This is a genomic window from Cupriavidus sp. SK-4 (assembly GCF_000611125.1).
GTDB lineage: Bacteria > Pseudomonadota > Gammaproteobacteria > Burkholderiales > Burkholderiaceae > Cupriavidus > Cupriavidus necator.
This window is the reverse complement of sequence record NZ_JFJW01000032.1, coordinates 19,975-34,349: the sequence shown is the minus strand read 5'-3', so window position 1 is coordinate 34,349 and position 14,375 is coordinate 19,975. Positions and strand designations below refer to the sequence as shown.

Annotated in this window: 13 protein-coding genes and 2 pseudogenes; 13 read left to right on the top strand and 2 right to left on the bottom strand. The window is 66.2% G+C overall.

All coding sequences use genetic code 11. The features are described from left to right. Positions 1-10 precede the first annotated feature (10 nt). From CF68_RS06670 to CF68_RS06640, 7 genes and pseudogenes are all read left to right on the top strand, one after another. Positions 11-661, top strand: a pseudogene (locus CF68_RS06670) (enolase C-terminal domain-like protein); the annotation flags it as partial. A gap of 12 nt (positions 662-673) precedes the next feature. Continuing rightward, positions 674-1,446, top strand: a pseudogene (locus CF68_RS06665) (zinc-binding dehydrogenase). Between the two features lie 117 nt (positions 1,447-1,563). Further along, positions 1,564-2,385, top strand: coding sequence for a type IV toxin-antitoxin system AbiEi family antitoxin domain-containing protein (locus tag CF68_RS06660; RefSeq protein ID WP_035816898.1), 822 nt, complete (start codon positions 1,564-1,566; stop codon positions 2,383-2,385). Next, a complete protein-coding gene (locus CF68_RS06655) occupies positions 2,369-3,310 on the top strand; it encodes a nucleotidyl transferase AbiEii/AbiGii toxin family protein (RefSeq protein WP_235205686.1) in 942 nt (313 codons plus the stop codon). The genes CF68_RS06660 and CF68_RS06655 overlap by 17 nt, the downstream gene beginning before the upstream one ends. A 179-nt stretch (positions 3,311-3,489) precedes the next feature. Continuing rightward, positions 3,490-5,262, top strand: coding sequence for an alkaline phosphatase family protein (locus tag CF68_RS06650; RefSeq protein ID WP_035816896.1), 1,773 nt, complete (start codon positions 3,490-3,492; stop codon positions 5,260-5,262). Positions 5,263-5,443: 181 nt separating this feature from the next. Then, positions 5,444-7,057, top strand: a complete 1,614-nt coding sequence (locus CF68_RS06645) for an ABC-F family ATP-binding cassette domain-containing protein (protein ID WP_035816894.1) — start codon at positions 5,444-5,446, stop codon at positions 7,055-7,057. Between the two features lie 94 nt (positions 7,058-7,151). Next, positions 7,152-7,772 (top strand): DUF2239 family protein, encoded by a 621-nt coding sequence (locus CF68_RS06640; RefSeq protein WP_035816893.1) that lies wholly within the window; start codon positions 7,152-7,154, stop codon positions 7,770-7,772. Positions 7,773-7,785: 13 nt separating this feature from the next. Here CF68_RS06640 and CF68_RS06635 read toward each other — a convergent pair whose 3' ends face one another. Together CF68_RS06635 and CF68_RS06630 are read right to left on the bottom strand one after the other, a co-directional pair. Next, positions 7,786-8,187 (bottom strand): hypothetical protein, encoded by a 402-nt coding sequence (locus CF68_RS06635; RefSeq protein ID WP_035816932.1) that lies wholly within the window; start codon positions 8,185-8,187, stop codon positions 7,786-7,788. Between the two features lie 154 nt (positions 8,188-8,341). Continuing rightward, a complete protein-coding gene (locus CF68_RS06630) occupies positions 8,342-9,322 on the bottom strand; it encodes a tripartite tricarboxylate transporter substrate binding protein (protein ID WP_035816892.1) in 981 nt (326 codons plus the stop codon). Between the two features lie 124 nt (positions 9,323-9,446). Between CF68_RS06630 and CF68_RS06625 the strand changes: the two genes are divergently transcribed. From CF68_RS06625 to ldcA, 6 genes are all read left to right on the top strand, one after another. Further along, positions 9,447-10,439: a LysR substrate-binding domain-containing protein gene (locus tag CF68_RS06625; RefSeq protein WP_235205685.1), complete on the top strand. Its 993-nt coding sequence runs from the start codon at positions 9,447-9,449 to the stop codon at positions 10,437-10,439. A gap of 103 nt (positions 10,440-10,542) precedes the next feature. Next, positions 10,543-11,049, top strand: a complete 507-nt coding sequence (locus CF68_RS06620; protein WP_035816889.1) for a DUF1993 family protein — start codon at positions 10,543-10,545, stop codon at positions 11,047-11,049. A 493-nt stretch (positions 11,050-11,542) separates the two neighbouring features. Next, positions 11,543-12,178 (top strand): 7-carboxy-7-deazaguanine synthase, encoded by a 636-nt coding sequence (gene queE / locus CF68_RS06615; protein ID WP_035816887.1) that lies wholly within the window; start codon positions 11,543-11,545, stop codon positions 12,176-12,178. A 123-nt stretch (positions 12,179-12,301) separates the two neighbouring features. Next, positions 12,302-12,778 (top strand): 6-carboxytetrahydropterin synthase, encoded by a 477-nt coding sequence (locus tag CF68_RS06610; protein ID WP_010809539.1) that lies wholly within the window; start codon positions 12,302-12,304, stop codon positions 12,776-12,778. Positions 12,779-12,787: 9 nt separating this feature from the next. Continuing rightward, a complete protein-coding gene (tadA, locus tag CF68_RS06605; protein ID WP_051591430.1) occupies positions 12,788-13,390 on the top strand; it encodes a tRNA adenosine(34) deaminase TadA in 603 nt (200 codons plus the stop codon). Beyond that, complete coding sequence (gene ldcA / locus CF68_RS06600) at positions 13,387-14,346, top strand: muramoyltetrapeptide carboxypeptidase (protein WP_035816885.1); 960 nt, start codon at positions 13,387-13,389, stop codon at positions 14,344-14,346. The genes tadA and ldcA overlap by 4 nt, the downstream gene beginning before the upstream one ends. The last annotated feature ends 29 nt before the right edge of the window (positions 14,347-14,375 follow it).

Below are 14,375 nucleotides of genomic sequence, written 5' to 3'. Positions count from 1 at the left end.
GGTACGCGGGCTGCGCCATACGCCTGAACTGTTCCGCAAGGTGCGCGACGCCGTGGGTTTCGGGCCCCACCTGCTGCACGACGCCCACCATCGCCTGACGCCGATCGAGGCTGCGCGGCTCGGCAAGGAACTTGAACCCTTCAGCCTGTTCTGTCTGGAAGACGCCACGCCGGCAGAGAACCAGGAGGCGTTCCGGCTGATCCGCCAGCACACCACGACGCCGCTGGCGGTGGGGGAAGTCTTCAACTCGGTCTGGGACTGCAAGACGCTGATCAGCGAGCAACTGGTCGACTACATCCGCGCCACCATCGTGCACGCAGGCGGCATCACCCACGTGCGGCGCATCGCGGACTTCGCGGCCATGTACCAGGTGCGTACTGGGTTCCATGGGGCGACCGACCTGTCGCCGGTGTGCATGGCGGCCGCGGTCAACTTCGGGCTGTGGGCGCCCAACTTCGGCATCCAGGAGCTGATGCCGCATAGCGAACTGACTGATGCGGTCTTTCCGCACAACTACCGCTTCGAAGACGGCTATCTGGTCATGGATGAGGTGCCGGGTCTCGGGGTCGATATCGACGAAGCGCTGGCCGCAAAGTATCCCTACGAACGTGCCTATCTGCCGGTCGCACGGCTGGCGGATGGCTCGATGTGGCACTGGTAGCCGGAGTTTCCGATGCTTAGCATTGTTGTCGAAGAACCCAACAGCATGGCCGTGTGCGAGCGGCCAATGCCGGAGCCCGCTGCTGGCGAGGTGCGCGTACGCGTGCGCTATGCCGGCATCTGCGGTTCCGACCTGCATATCTTCCGCGGTCACAATCCGTTGCCAGCGCTTCGGTGATCGAGCCGTTTGCCGTGGCTGCCAATGTCACGCACCGCACCGGCGTGCTTGCGCAGGATGTGGCATTGATCTATGGCGCGGGGCCGGTCGGGCTCAACCTGATGCAGGTTCTCAAGCGCGTCCATGGCATCCGCGCCTTCATCACGGATCGCCTCGACGAGCGCCTGGCGCTCGCGCGGCAATGCGGTGCCGGTGAGGACGAAGTCATCAACACCGCGCGCGAGCCCCTCGAACAGGCGCTGGCGGCGCGAGGCGTGCAAGGCGGTCCGACACTGATCTTCGATGCCGTATGCCATCCGGCCATCCTGGAGGAGGCCGTGCGCATTGCGGCACCGGCCGGGCGTATCGGTGTATTGGGCTTTTCGGCAACGCCATCGGCGATCCCGCAGCAGGAACTCACCAAGAAGGAGCTGACTTTGTATGCCTCGCGGCTGAACTGCGCGATGTTCCCGACGGTGATTGACTGGATCGCGAAAGGCCTGGTCAATCCGGGGCAAATTGTCACGCACCACGTCGATTTTCGCGATGTTGCCGGCGCGTTTGCACTGGCCGAGGGCAATCCGGGCGAATGCTGCAAGGTGCTGCTTGATTTTGGCCATGGTGGCTGACAAGGCACAACGACACTGGTTTATAATTGTTGTAAAAAGAACACTGATAGTGCTCAAATCGGCATCGAGCTAAACCTTCCGTTGGCAGGGGTTTGTCAAGCATGTATTTTGAACACCATGAGTGATCAAAATCACGGAAAACTAAACCAGCTCCTGGCAAGGCTTGGTGATACCACCTTGGTATCCAGCCGATGGCTGCGCGCGCATGGGTATTCCAACAGCCTTGTCGCACGCTATGTGGCCAGTGGCTGGCTGGTTTCGCCAGCGCGTGGTGTCTACATGAGGCAGGGCGGGCGCCTGCAGTGGCAAGGCGTGGTCCATACCCTTCAGGCCAACGAGGCATTGGCTGTGCACGTCGGTGGGCGCTTTGCGCTGGCCATGCAGGGGCATGAGCACTACCTGCGCCTGGGCGAAGCGGGCACGATCACGCTTTACGGGCCACAACGGCTGCCAGGCTGGGTGGGCAAGCTGCCATTGAACGAACACTTCGAGTTTCACGGCAAGGGGCCTTTCGACCTGACTGCGTTGCACTTCATGCCCGAGCTGCCGGAAAAGGCGTTGCTCGATCAGGGATTGACATGGTACGAGGTCAGCCCAGGCACCGATGCCCTGGCCTGTTCCACGCCGGAGCGGGCCATGCTGGAACTGTGCGATGGCGTGGCAAATGCGGCCCTGGTCTATGAGGCCGATGCGCTGATGCAGGCGATGACGACGCTGCGGCCGCAACGGGTCGCCATGATGCTGCGCCATTGCCGCAGCATCAAGGCCAAGCGCCTGTTCCTGGCGCTGGCCGAACGCCACCGGCATGCATGGCTGGCGCATGTGCCACTCGATGGCGTCGATCTGGGCCGGGGCAAGCGCGCGCTGGTGCCCGGTGGACGCCTGCATCCGACCTACCAGATTACTTTGCCTGGAGACCTGGATGAGCATCTGGGATAAGCGCTATACCGACCGGGTGCAATTGCTGGTCGAGATCCTGCCGGTCCTGGCGAAAGAGCCGCGCTTCGCACTTAAAGGGGGCACTGCGATCAACCTGTTCGAGCATGACCTTCCGCGGTTGTCGGTGGATATCGACCTGGCCTGGTTGCCCGTGCATGACTTCGCCGAGGATGCGGCCTCGATTGCTGCGGCATTGGAGCAACTGGCCGATGCACTGCGCGCACGCCCGCTGCAACTGCAGGTGCAGTCGTCGGCGGGCGAGGGTACGCGGTCGGTGACGCGATTGGTGGCCAGCCGTGGCCGCGCGCGCGTGCAGGTCGAGACAACACCGGTCATGCGCGGCACAGTGCATCCGGTGCGCAGCATGGTGGTCAGGCCGAAGGTGGAGGAGGCTTTTGGCTTCGCCTCCGTGCAGGTGCTTGATTTCGCCGATCTTTATGCCGGCAAGCTGGCCGCAGCGTTGTCGAGGCAGCATCCGCGCGATCTGTTTGATGTCAGTCTGCTGCTGGAGGACGAACGTGCGGATGAGAGGCTTTGGCGGACTTTCCTGGTGTACCTGACTTGCAGCCCCAAACCTGCCTGGGAGATGCTGGCCCCTCGCGCGCCGGCGGATTTCGCGGCAACGTTCGACGCGCATTTCAAAGGGATGACTGCCGAGCCGGTCAGTGCGGAAGTGCTGCTGGAAAGCCGCGAGCGCCTGCTGGCGCGAGTGGCGGCGTGGCTGGATGAGCCATCCCGTGCGTTTCTTGGATCCGTGGAGGATGAGAAGCCGGATTTCGGGCTCATCGGGCTTCCTCACGCAGTTGAGTTGCCGGGCATACGGCGCAAGTTGCATAACCTGGCCCAGCGCTCGCCAGCCAAGCGGCAGGCGGATCGTCGCGAGCTGGAACAGACGTTGGCGCGGCTCACTGGGCGGGGTGCCTGAGGCAAAGGCCCCTCGTGCAATCAGCAGGTGGCGCTTGACGCGCATTCTCTCTTCGTTCACCTTATGTCCCCGGCATAGATGGCCAGGCGTCCCATTGCCGGCGCTAGGCCATTCGCGGCGATCTCGCCAGCGCAGCCCGCGAGCGAATAACAAAAGGTGACCAAAGGGAGACCATCACAATGAGCAAGCTAATGCTCGGACCCGTGCTGTCGTTTCGTGGCCTCGGAACGGATGGCTCATGGAAGGTGACGGCGCTCGTTGGCATAGAAGATCAAGCCAGGGTTCCTCAGGTCACCGTGGAAGGCCGCAAGGCCGGCAAGCCGGTGATCCTGCTGCAGCATGCGGGCCGCACCTATCTGCGCTACGACTTGTCCTGCAAGCTGCGCAAGAACGAACGGCGGGTACCGTACAGCATCGAAGGTGTCGGGGAGGCGTGGCACTTTACCGTGCCCGGCAAGGGCTACGCGCCGCGCATGGCCTATGTTTCGTGCAACGGATTCTCCGACCCGGGCGGCATGCGCAAGCTGGTCAAGGCCGAGAATGCGGTATGGGCGGACTTGCTGTGCAACCACGACAAGGAAATCCGTCCGGCAGGCTATGAGCTGGACAAGGAGCAGCTCTGGCACGAGGCGCGTACCCATGACCAGGGCAATCAGCGCTTCCATCTGATGCTGATGGGCGGCGACCAGATCTACTTCGATTCGATCTGGGAAGACATCAAGCTGCTGAAGCGCTGGATCGGGTTGACGCGGGAGGAGCAGCTGCAGTACCCGGTGGACGCTGACCTCGAGAAAGAAATCGAGGACTACTATTTCAGGCTCTACAGCGAGCGCTGGCTGCCTCATGCAAGGTCAGGGTGGGGTAGCGCAGACAAGCCGCTCGATGCTGCCCAGGCCATGGCACGGATCCCCGCGGTGATGATGTGGGATGACCATGACATCTTCGACGGCTGGGGTTCCTATAGCCCCGAGATGCAGCGCAGCCCGTTGTTCCAGCGGCTGTTCTTCCATGCGCGCCGGGCATTCTGGGTCTTCCAGATGCAGCATGCGGTCGAACAGCTTCCCGACCTGGTGCCGCGCACCGACGTCAGGGTCCGGTCTGACGATCCATTGTTCGAACCGGTCAAGTGGTCTCAGGTGCTGTCCGGCGACAAGCTTGCGCTGCCGTTGCTGGACGAGCAGCCGGGCTTCACGTTCACGCATTCGGCTGGCCCCGTCAGTCTGATCGTTGCCGACCTGAGGACCGAACGATCCCAGGAACAGGTGCTTGGACCCGGTACCTGGGGCGCACTGCAGCGGTGGCTGTCGGGGATCGAATCGGGACATGCCGCCAACCCTGGCGGCATCAATTGCCAGCATCTGCTGCTGCTGTCCTCCGTGCCGGTGGTCCATCCCAAGCTGTCGCTGGCTGAAGCCTTCCTGGACAACTTTGGCCAGGATCACGTGCTCGACAGCAGTGCCGATGACCTCAAGGACCACTGGACCCACGACGATCACGAGGGCGAGAGGAAGCGCCTGGTAGAGACCTTGCTCAAGACCGCCAGCCAGAAGCAGCTGCGGGTGACGATCATCTCAGGCGATGTCCATGTCGCGGCCTGGGGTGTCGCCTACAGGAAAGACGTGGGGCCGAAGGACAACTGGGCGCAGATACAGCAGCTGACCAGTACTGCCGTGGTGCATCCCTCGCTGGTCGGGGTCATGGAGCGTCTGTTCTTCCATGTGCTGAACAACGTCGCCCAGTCGAAGCAGGCGCTTGATGTCAACCTGTCCGCGGAAATGATGCTCTTTCCCGGATCCAACCGGTACGTGATGCCGGCCAGGAACTGGCTTGCGATCGAACTGGACCGGGGCACGAACAACCCGAACGGCTGCAAGCTTTGGGCGACGTGGCGGTGCGAGACCAAGGCGGCGTTCACCAATCACCTGCTGGCTACCGATCCGGTGAACTTATAATCTGGATCGAGTCAGAGAGTAGGGCGGGGCGGCGTGCTCAGGCATGCGTGCCCATGCCTCGCCGATTCAAACCCCATCCGCGGAGGATTCAAGCCATGCGCCATTGATGCCGCCGTCTGCATGACGGCCAGTCTCCACCGCCCCCAAGCAGGGGGAGTTCCTGGCATCCCTGGAATCCCGCATGTCAAATCCCAATCTGACGCTGGAAAGCGTTTCCTACGTCCTGCCCGACGGCCGGACGCTCTTCTCTGAACTGTCCGAGCAATTCGACGGTCGTCCCACCGGCCTGGTCGGGCGCAACGGTATCGGCAAGTCCGTGCTGGCACGCATCCTGGGCGGGGAGCTGGAGCCCTCCGCGGGGCGTTGCGTGCGGTCGGGCAGCGTGCATTACCTGTCCCAGCAGGCCGCGCATGCCGTGCAGACGTCGGTGGCCGGGCTGGCTGGCGTGCAATCGGTGCTGGATGCGCTCCAGCGCATTGAGGCCGGCAGCACCGCGGCACAAGATTTCGATGACGTCGGCGAGCACTGGAACATGCCGCAACGGCTGCAGCAGGAGCTGGAGCGCAATGGCCTGGGCTACCTGCAGGCGGACACCCCGGCGAGCACCCTGAGCGGCGGCGAAGCCATGCGCGTGGCACTGATCGGCGCGCTCCTGTCGGATGCCGATTTCCTGATCCTCGACGAACCCAGCAATCATCTGGACCGGCCGAACCGGCTGGCGCTGATCGCGCAACTGCAACGCTGGCAGCGCGGCCTGCTGGTGGTCAGCCATGACCGGCAGTTGCTGGAGGGCATGGCGCGCATGGTCGAGCTGTCGTCGCTCGGACTGCGCAGTTATGGCGGCGGCTATTCGTTCTATGCGCAATGCAAGGCGCAGGAGCGAGAGATCGCCTTGCAGCAGCTGGATCAGCGCAAGCTCGAACGCAAGCGGGAAGAACAGTCGCTGCGTGCGCAGCGTGAACGCCAGGAGCGGCGGCAGGCCCGTGGCAACCGGCAGGCGCGCGATGCCAATCAGGCCAGGATCCTGCTGGGCCGGCAGAAGGAGCGCAGCCAGGCCTCGGCGGGCAGGCTGCGCCTGCAGCAGGCCGCCACGCGCGAAGCGCTCGATGCGCGCGTGCACGACGCCGCGCAACAGGTGGAGAACGATGCCGCGATCGTATTGCTCGCGTTGCCTGTCAGCCAGGCCGCGCAACGCCGCGTGGCTGAACTGGAGGAGGTCGATCTGCCGTTCGTGCCGGCCGCCACGCGCCGCATCAGCCTGATGCTGACGGGCCAGCAGCGCGTGGGCGTCGTCGGCCCCAACGGCTGCGGCAAATCCACCTTGCTCAAGCTGCTGGCCGGCCAGTTGCAGCCGCTTGCCGGCCGCTGCGCGGTGCATGTTGAGCGCGCCTACCTCGACCAGCAACTGGCCGGCCTGCTGCCGCAGCGCTCAACTATCGAACAGATGCTGGCCGCCAACCACTCCGCCGGGGAGGCGGCATTGCGCACGCGGCTGGCGCTGCTGGATCTCGATGCGCAGAAGGTCACCGCACCCAGCGGCCTGCTCAGCGGCGGCGAGCGCCTGAAGGCCGCGCTGGCTTGTACCTTGTATGCCGATCCGCCGGCACAGCTGCTGTTGTTCGATGAACCCAGCAACCACCTGGACCTGCCGTCCGTGCAGGCGGTGGAGACGATGCTGCGCGGCTATCAGGGCGCACTGGTGGTGGTGTCCCACGACGATGTGTTCATGGCCAGCCTGGGGTTGACCCATCGTCTGGCGGCAACGCCGGATGGGTGGAGGCTGGAACCCTGGTGACCCGAAGGCGCGGTGGCTCTATTTATACCCGGATAATATTGACATCTTATTTTATCCGGGTAATATTTGGAGATCGTCTCCCAGGGGCATCCCCATGACCAACGCAACGCTTCCGAACTACACCACCTTCGACGGCCACCGGCGTATCGCCACGGGCTCGCTGCAAGCCAATGCGCTGGCGCTCAAGCGCGCGCTGGAAGCTGGCGCGGGCGGACCCGTGCTGGTTTTCGACGACAGCACCGGGCGCTCGATCGACCTGGATACGAGCGGGACGGAGGCCGCCGTACTTGAGCGGACTGCCGAGCGCGCCGCGCAGCTCGAATCCCTGCGGCAGCCAGCCGGCGACAACGACGAAGCAGCGGAGGTGGCCGAGCCCCGGGGCCGAGGGCGCCCGAAGCTTGGCGTGGTATCGCGCGAGGTGACACTGCTGCCGCACCATTGGGAATGGCTGGCGGCCCAGCCAGGCGGGGCATCGGTGGCCCTGCGCAAGCTGGTCGAGCAGGCGCGCCGGGACAACGCGGACAAGGACCGCAGCCGCCGCGCCAGCGAACGGGCCTACCACTTCATGGCGGCGATGGCGGGAGATCTGCCCGGCTTCGAGGAAGCCACGCGGGCCTTGTTCGCGGGCGATGTGTCGGGCTTTGCGCAGCGGATCGAGGCATGGCCGGTGGATATCCGCGAGCACGCGATGCGCCTTGCGGGCAGCAACGCCTGAACGGCTGTCCCGTTCAGATGCCGCCCAGCAGGTCATGCGCATCCACGATCGCATAGGCGATTTCGGGATGCACTTCCATGCTGCGGCGGATGGCGGCGGGGATCGACTGGCGGATCTTGCGGCACAGGCCGGGCTGCTCCTGCACCTGGATGCTGATGCCGCGCACCGTGCGCACGCCGCGGGCGCTGGGGGTGATGGTCAGCACGATGCCCAGCTGGGTCTGCATCAGGCTTTCCATGCGCTGCAATTCAGCCAGGCTGGTCAGGCGCTCAAGCCGTTCGACCAGCCGCTTTTCTTCGGCGCGGGTGAGCCGCAGCACGCGTAAGTCGGCGTTGGGGTCACTCAGCAAGGCTTCGCGCCCGCAGATACAGGCGCCGGGCGGGCATTCCGTGCGAAGAGGGAACGGCGCGTTCATGTGGGGCGCGGCCATAAGGCCGCAAGATAGCGAGTACGATGACCGGATATGTTAATTCAGGTTGCCGGTCGCCGGTTGCCCGCTGCGGGCGCGCCATCTTTCCCGCAGCCCCTCAGGTCTTCCCTCTGGCAATGTCTGGTTGCGCGGGCATGGTTCAGTCCAGCTGCTCGATATGGGCCGACGTAATCAGCGCCCGCCATTTGGCGGTCTCGGCATCGATCAGCCTCCGGAACTGCGCGGGCGAGCCGCCGGCGGGCTCGGCGCCCAACGCCGCCAGGCCCTTGCGCACGTCCGGCGCCTGCAGCGCAGCTTGCAGCGCGGCGTTGATCTTGTCGATCACCGGCGCCGGCGTGCCGCGCGGTGCCACCACGCCGCCCCAGGCCACGGTCTCGTAGCCCTTCAGCCCGGACTCGTCGAGCGTCGGCACCTCGGGCAGCAGCGCAAGGCGTTTCAGGCTGCTGACCGCCAGCGGCCGCACCTTGCCGCCGCGGATCAGCGGCATGGCCTCGGAGGTATTGCTGAACATGAAGTCGAGCCGGCCGCCCATCAGGTCCTGCAGCGCGGCGGGCCCGCCGTTGTACGGGATAAAGGCGACATCGGCCTTCGCCATCGACTTGAACAACTCGCCGCCCATATGGCCGGTAGTGCCGACGCCCGAGGCGCCGTACGACAGCTTGCCGGGCTGCGCATGCGCCCGCGCGATCAGGTCCTGCACGCTGTGCAGCGGCGAGTTCACCGGCACGATCAGCACGTTGTACAGGCTGAGCAGGTGGATCACCGGCACCAGGTCGCGGTCCACATCGTAGGGCAGCTTGCGGAACAGCGAGCGGTTTACCGCCAGCGTGTTGATATTGCCGAAGCCGATGGTGGTGCCGTCCGGCGCACCGCGGCGGATCGCGGCGATGCCGAGGTTGCCGGCGGCGCCGGGCCGGTTGTCGATCACGATGGTGACGCCGCTGTCGCGCGACGCCTGGTTGACCACCAGCCGCGACAGCACGTCGGGCGAGCCGCCGGCCGCCGACGGCACCACGAAGGTCACCGGCTTGTCGGTCCAGGGCGCGGGCGGCGCGGCCGCGCTGGGGAGAGTGATGGCGGCAAGGGCCAGGGCGAACCCGCTGGCGAGGGTGCGAAGCATGCTGTCTCCTGCACTGATGGGGTGCGGGCCAGACTAGCATCGGCATCCTTAAAACCCGTCATCGAATAATGTGCTGCCGCCATAATCGGGAGTTATCGGTATGAGGGGTTTTCGGAGGCCTGGCATGAGGCAGCGCGGACGGTCGGACGCATTGGCAGGCGCAGGCGAGCGCTCGGGAGCAGGGGTGGCTGCGCCATCGGGCGGGCCGCTCAACCTGCGCCAGATCGAGGTGTTCCAGACCATCATGCTGGCGGGCTCGGTCAGCGGGGCCGGACGCATGCTGCATGTGTCGCAGCCCGCGGTCAGCCGGGTGCTGGCGCTGACCGAAAGCCGGCTCGGCTACCCCTTGTTCGAGCGCGCGCGCGGCAAGCTGTTGCCGACGCCGGAAGCGCGGCGCCTGTTTGCCGAGGTCGAGCAGGTCTACAGCGGCGTACAACGCGTCAACGACCTGGCCGCGGCGTTGCGCCGCGACGGGGCCGGCACGCTGCGCGTGGTGGCCAGCGCCGCGTTCGCGCAGCAACTGGTGCCGCGCGCGCTGGCGCAGCTGCGCGCGGGCGGCGTGCCCACGCGCATCGACTACCGCAGCGTCACCTTCGACGAACTGGTCGGCATTTTCCTGAGCGGTCGGGCCGATGTCGGCGTGTCGATGGTGCCGGCGGGGCATCCGACGCTGTCGTCCACGCTGCTCGGGCGCCAGCCGATGCTGTGCGTGCTGCCGCCGGACCATCCGCTGGCAGGCCGCGAGGTGGTGACGCCGGAGGATTTCGCAGGCAGCGCGTGGATCGGCTATCCGCCCGACACGCCGCTGGGTCGTGCGCTGGCCGGCTTCTTCGGCGACAGCGACAGCGGCGCGCCCGCCATCGAGGTGCATTCCCCGGTCACGGCGTGCGCCTTTGTGCAGCAGGGCCTGGGGCTGGCGCTGGTGGATGCGTGGAGCGTGACGCCTGCCATGCGCGCGGCGCTGGCGGTGCGGCCAGTGTTGCCCGCGGTCGGCCTGGAAATCTGGGCGACCCATTCCAGCCTGGCGCCGCTGCCATTGGCGGGGCGCCGCTTCCTGGCCTCGGTCGGCAAGGTGCTGCGCGACATCCAGCCGCCTGCCGCGTGCGTGCAGGGGTAGTCCGGCAGCAAATGCCGATCCGGTCTATGCTCGCGGCAGCGGTGCGGCCCGACGGCCCCCGACAACAAAAATTTCCAACCAAGGCCTGCACAGGAGATCCCCCATGGCACTCTCGATGTACGAAGTCTCGATTCCCTTGTTCATCCGCGCGCTCGGCAACCTGGCCGCGATCCTGGACAAGGGCGCGGCCCACGCCCAGGCGCAGGGCATGGACCCGGCCGACCTGATCCAGACCCGCCTGATCGCCGACATGGACGCGCTGTCGGCACAGGTGCAGCGCGCCAGCGATGCTGCCAAGGGCTGCGCCGCGCGGCTGGCAGGCATCGAGGTGCCGTCGTTCGCCGATACCGAAACCACCTTTGCCGAACTGCAGGACCGCATCGCCCGCACCATCGTCTTCCTGGAGCAGATCTCGCCTGAGCAGCTGGAAGGCAGCGAGCAGCGCACGATCGAGCTGAAGCTGCGCCAGGGGCCGATGACGTTCGACGGCAAGTCCTACCTGCTGGGCTTTGCGCTGCCCAATTTCTACTTCCACGTGACCACGGCCTACGACATCCTGCGCCACAAGGGCGTGCAGATCGGCAAGCGCGACTACCTGGGGCTGAAGTAAGAAGCCGAGCGGAGCCAGTAGGAAAAAGCCGGACGCGAAGCCCGGCTTATTCGTTGTGGAACAGCAGCTTGGGCGGCAGCCGCCGGTCGGCGCGGTCAGCACCGGGGCGCCGATGGCGGCCTTTTGCAGAAAAACCGGGTGATCTGCAGAAGATATTTGCCGCGCGCCTGGCCGGCGGCGGGGACCGCATCCCGCCAGCCTCTAAGCGAAAACCCTGACCCCTCTGGTATACTTGCAATACGTCCGGACCGGCCGGACGCAGCCTGCGACAGGCCACAGGCGGTTCCTCCGGCAGTGCCCGGAGCCCTGCACGGAAAACCCGGTGCACACCGCCCGCGCTGCCAGCCATGCGGCGCCGATCCGGGAGCCCGAGCCCGGATCCGTGATACTTGTTATCCGGCCTTTGCCCAATACATATTGAAACCCCGGCCAGCCCAAGGGCGGCCGAATGCCCGTTAACGGTCCCAGAACGGTCCCAGAGAGACCCCCACGCATGACTTACGCCGTCAAGGAAATCTTCTATACGCTGCAGGGCGAAGGCGCCAACGCCGGCCGCGCCGCGGTGTTCTGCCGCTTTGCCGGCTGCAACCTGTGGAGCGGCCGTGAAGACGACCGCGCCAGCGCGGTATGCCAGTTCTGCGATACGGATTTCGTCGGCACCGATGGCACCCGCGGCGGCAAGTACCGCACGGCCGAAGAGCTGGCCGCGGTGGTCGCGTCAGAATGGCCGCAGGGCGCCGGCGGCCAGCCGCTGGTGGTCTGCACCGGGGGCGAGCCGCTGCTGCAGCTCGACGCGCCGCTGATCGACGCGCTGCATGCGCAGGGCTTCGAGATCGCGATCGAAACCAACGGCACCATCGCCGTGCCGCCGGGGATCGACTGGGTCTGCGTCAGCCCCAAGATGGGCTCGGAACTGGTGGTCACGCGTGGTGACGAGCTCAAAGTCGTGATCCCGCAGGAGGGCCAGGACTTTGCCGCATACGAGCAGCTTGATTTCCGCCATTTCCTGGTGCAGGCCATGGATGGCCCGCTGGCGAGGGAAAATACCGCCGCCGCGGTGGCGTTCTGCCAGCGCCATCCGCGCTGGCGGTTGTCACTGCAGACCCACAAGCTGCTGGGCATCCGCTGAGCGGCGCGGCATCCACGGTATCGACAGGTCGCCCAACCGGCGGCAAAACGTACACAATACAGGCTTCGGACGCGCGCGCAGCGTCCGTTCCAACGCAGGCGGCCGGCACCGGCGCCGGTACACATGAGCAAACAAGTTTCCATTACCCGCCGGCTGGAGTTCGACTCCGGCCACCGCATCCCGAACCACTGCGGCCAGTGCCGCAATATCCACGGCCACCGCTACCGGCTGGACCTGACGCTGTCGGGCGAGGTCCTGCACCGCGAGGGCGCGTCGGATGACGGCATGATCCTGGACTTCGGCGACATCAAGGCGCTGGCCAACGAGCACCTGGTCAACAAGTGGGACCATGCCTTCCTGATCTATCGCGGCGACACCGCGCTGCTGAACTTCCTGCAATCGATGGAAGGGCACAAGACCGTGGTGCTGGACGCGATCCCGACGGTCGAGAACCTGGCCCAGGTCGCGTTCGACATCCTGGCGCCGGTGTTCAAGGACTGCTTCGGCCATCACCTGCAGCTGACCAGGCTGGTGCTGTTCGAAACGCCCAACTGCTGGGCGGAAGTGAGCGCGCCCGCCGTGCTGCCGGCGCAGGACTGAGCGGGGACGATGACAGAGACGCCACCGCTGCCGTTGCGCGCGCTGCGCGCCCTGCCTGAAGACCCGGCCGAGGCTGCCGAGCGCGACGCGCGCTACATGCGCGCCGCCCTGGAAGAAGCCCGCCTGGCCGAAGCCGCCGGCGAAGTGCCGGTGGGCGCGGTGGTGGTCTGGAACGACACCATCATCGCGCGCGGCCACAACCTGCCGATCCGCTCGGTGGACCCGTCCGCCCATGCAGAGATGCAGGCGCTGCGCGCCGCCGCCCGGGTGATCGGCAACTACCGCATGCCCGAGTGCGAGCTGTACGTGACGCTGGAACCGTGCGTCATGTGCAGCGGCGCGATCCTGCACGCGCGGCTGCGCCACGTGGTGTTCGGTGCAGCCGACCCCAAGACCGGCGCCGCCGGCAGCGTGCTCAACCTGTTCGAGCAGGCGCAGCTCAACCACCAGACCACCATTGCCGGCGGGGTGCTGGCCGACACCTGCGGCCAGATGCTGAAGGAATTCTTCGGCGCGCGCCGCCGGGCCCAGAAAGCCGCGCAGAAGGCGGCACAGCAGGACGCCGCCGCGCCTGTCACCGATCCCGACAAGAACAACGACACCGAAGCATGAGCACGCCGAACTGCAGGCCGCCGCATACCGAAGTCCGACTGATCGCCTCGTCCGGGTATCCGCACGACGTCGCCATCGCCGCGCGCGGGTGTGCCTGGCTCAAGCATCATGGCTACCACATGACCAACCCCGATGTGCTGGCGCGGCGCTACCTGCGCTTTGGCGGCACGGATGCGGAGCGGCTGGCCGACCTGCACGCCATTGGCACTGGCGCGCCACACGAGCTGACGCTGGCGGTACGAGGCGGCTATGGCATCGCGCGGCTGCTGGCGCAAGTCGACTTTGCCTGCATCGCCGCGCAGGCCAGCGCCAGCGGCACGCCCATCGTCGGCCACAGCGACTTCACCGCGTTCCAGCTGGCCTACCTGGCGGCGACGGGTGGCGTCACCTTTGCCGGGCCGATGCTGCTGGCGGATTTTGGTGCCGAGGTGGTGGATCCCTTCATGTGGGAGCATTTCGAAGGCATCTTGCGCAACCCTGCGTACAGCGTCGACGTGGCCGCGCCGCAGCCGGGCGGCCAACCGTTCTCCGGCAGCGTGGAAGGCACGCTCTGGGGCGGCAACCTGGCCATGCTGTGCAGCCTGCTGGGCACGCCTTTCATGCCGCAGGTGGAGGGCGGGGTGCTGTTCCTGGAAGACATCAACGAGCCGCCGTACCGGGTGGAGCGCATGCTGATCCAGTTGCAACAGGCCGGCGTGCTGGGCGCGCAGCGCGCCATCGTGCTGGGCGATTTCTCCAATTACCGCGTCACCGACTACGACAACGGCTATGACATGGACGCCGTGGTGGCCTACCTGTGCGACCAGCTGCCGGTGCCGGTGCTGACCGGGCTGCCGTTCGGCCACTGCGCGCGCAAGCTGACGCTGCCGGTCGGCGCGCAGGTGCGGCTGGCCGCACGTGCGGATGGCTTCAGCATGGCGTTTTCCGGCTATCCGGTGCTGCCGCCACTGGCCTGACCGGCCGCATCGTCCGATGCCGCGCATCC

Excerpts from the sequence above, each read along its gene's own strand:
- CF68_RS06630 (WP_035816892.1), bottom strand. The coding sequence starts at position 9,322 with ATGCTTCGCACCCTCGCCAGCGGGTTCGCCCTGGCCCTTGCCGCCATC.
- CF68_RS06635 (WP_035816932.1), bottom strand. The coding sequence starts at position 8,187 with ATGAACGCGCCGTTCCCTCTTCGCACGGAATGCCCGCCCGGCGCCTGT.
- queE (WP_035816887.1), top strand. The coding sequence starts at position 11,543 with ATGACTTACGCCGTCAAGGAAATCTTCTATACGCTGCAGGGCGAAGGC.
- CF68_RS06625 (WP_235205685.1), top strand. The coding sequence starts at position 9,447 with ATGAGGCAGCGCGGACGGTCGGACGCATTGGCAGGCGCAGGCGAGCGC.
- tadA (WP_051591430.1), top strand. The coding sequence starts at position 12,788 with ATGACAGAGACGCCACCGCTGCCGTTGCGCGCGCTGCGCGCCCTGCCT.
- CF68_RS06640 (WP_035816893.1), top strand. The coding sequence starts at position 7,152 with ATGACCAACGCAACGCTTCCGAACTACACCACCTTCGACGGCCACCGG.
- CF68_RS06655 (WP_235205686.1), top strand. The coding sequence starts at position 2,369 with ATGAGCATCTGGGATAAGCGCTATACCGACCGGGTGCAATTGCTGGTC.
- CF68_RS06650 (WP_035816896.1), top strand. The coding sequence starts at position 3,490 with ATGAGCAAGCTAATGCTCGGACCCGTGCTGTCGTTTCGTGGCCTCGGA.
- CF68_RS06620 (WP_035816889.1), top strand. The coding sequence starts at position 10,543 with ATGGCACTCTCGATGTACGAAGTCTCGATTCCCTTGTTCATCCGCGCG.
- ldcA (WP_035816885.1), top strand. The coding sequence starts at position 13,387 with ATGAGCACGCCGAACTGCAGGCCGCCGCATACCGAAGTCCGACTGATC.
- CF68_RS06645 (WP_035816894.1), top strand. The coding sequence starts at position 5,444 with ATGTCAAATCCCAATCTGACGCTGGAAAGCGTTTCCTACGTCCTGCCC.
- CF68_RS06660 (WP_035816898.1), top strand. The coding sequence starts at position 1,564 with ATGAGTGATCAAAATCACGGAAAACTAAACCAGCTCCTGGCAAGGCTT.
- CF68_RS06610 (WP_010809539.1), top strand. The coding sequence starts at position 12,302 with ATGAGCAAACAAGTTTCCATTACCCGCCGGCTGGAGTTCGACTCCGGC.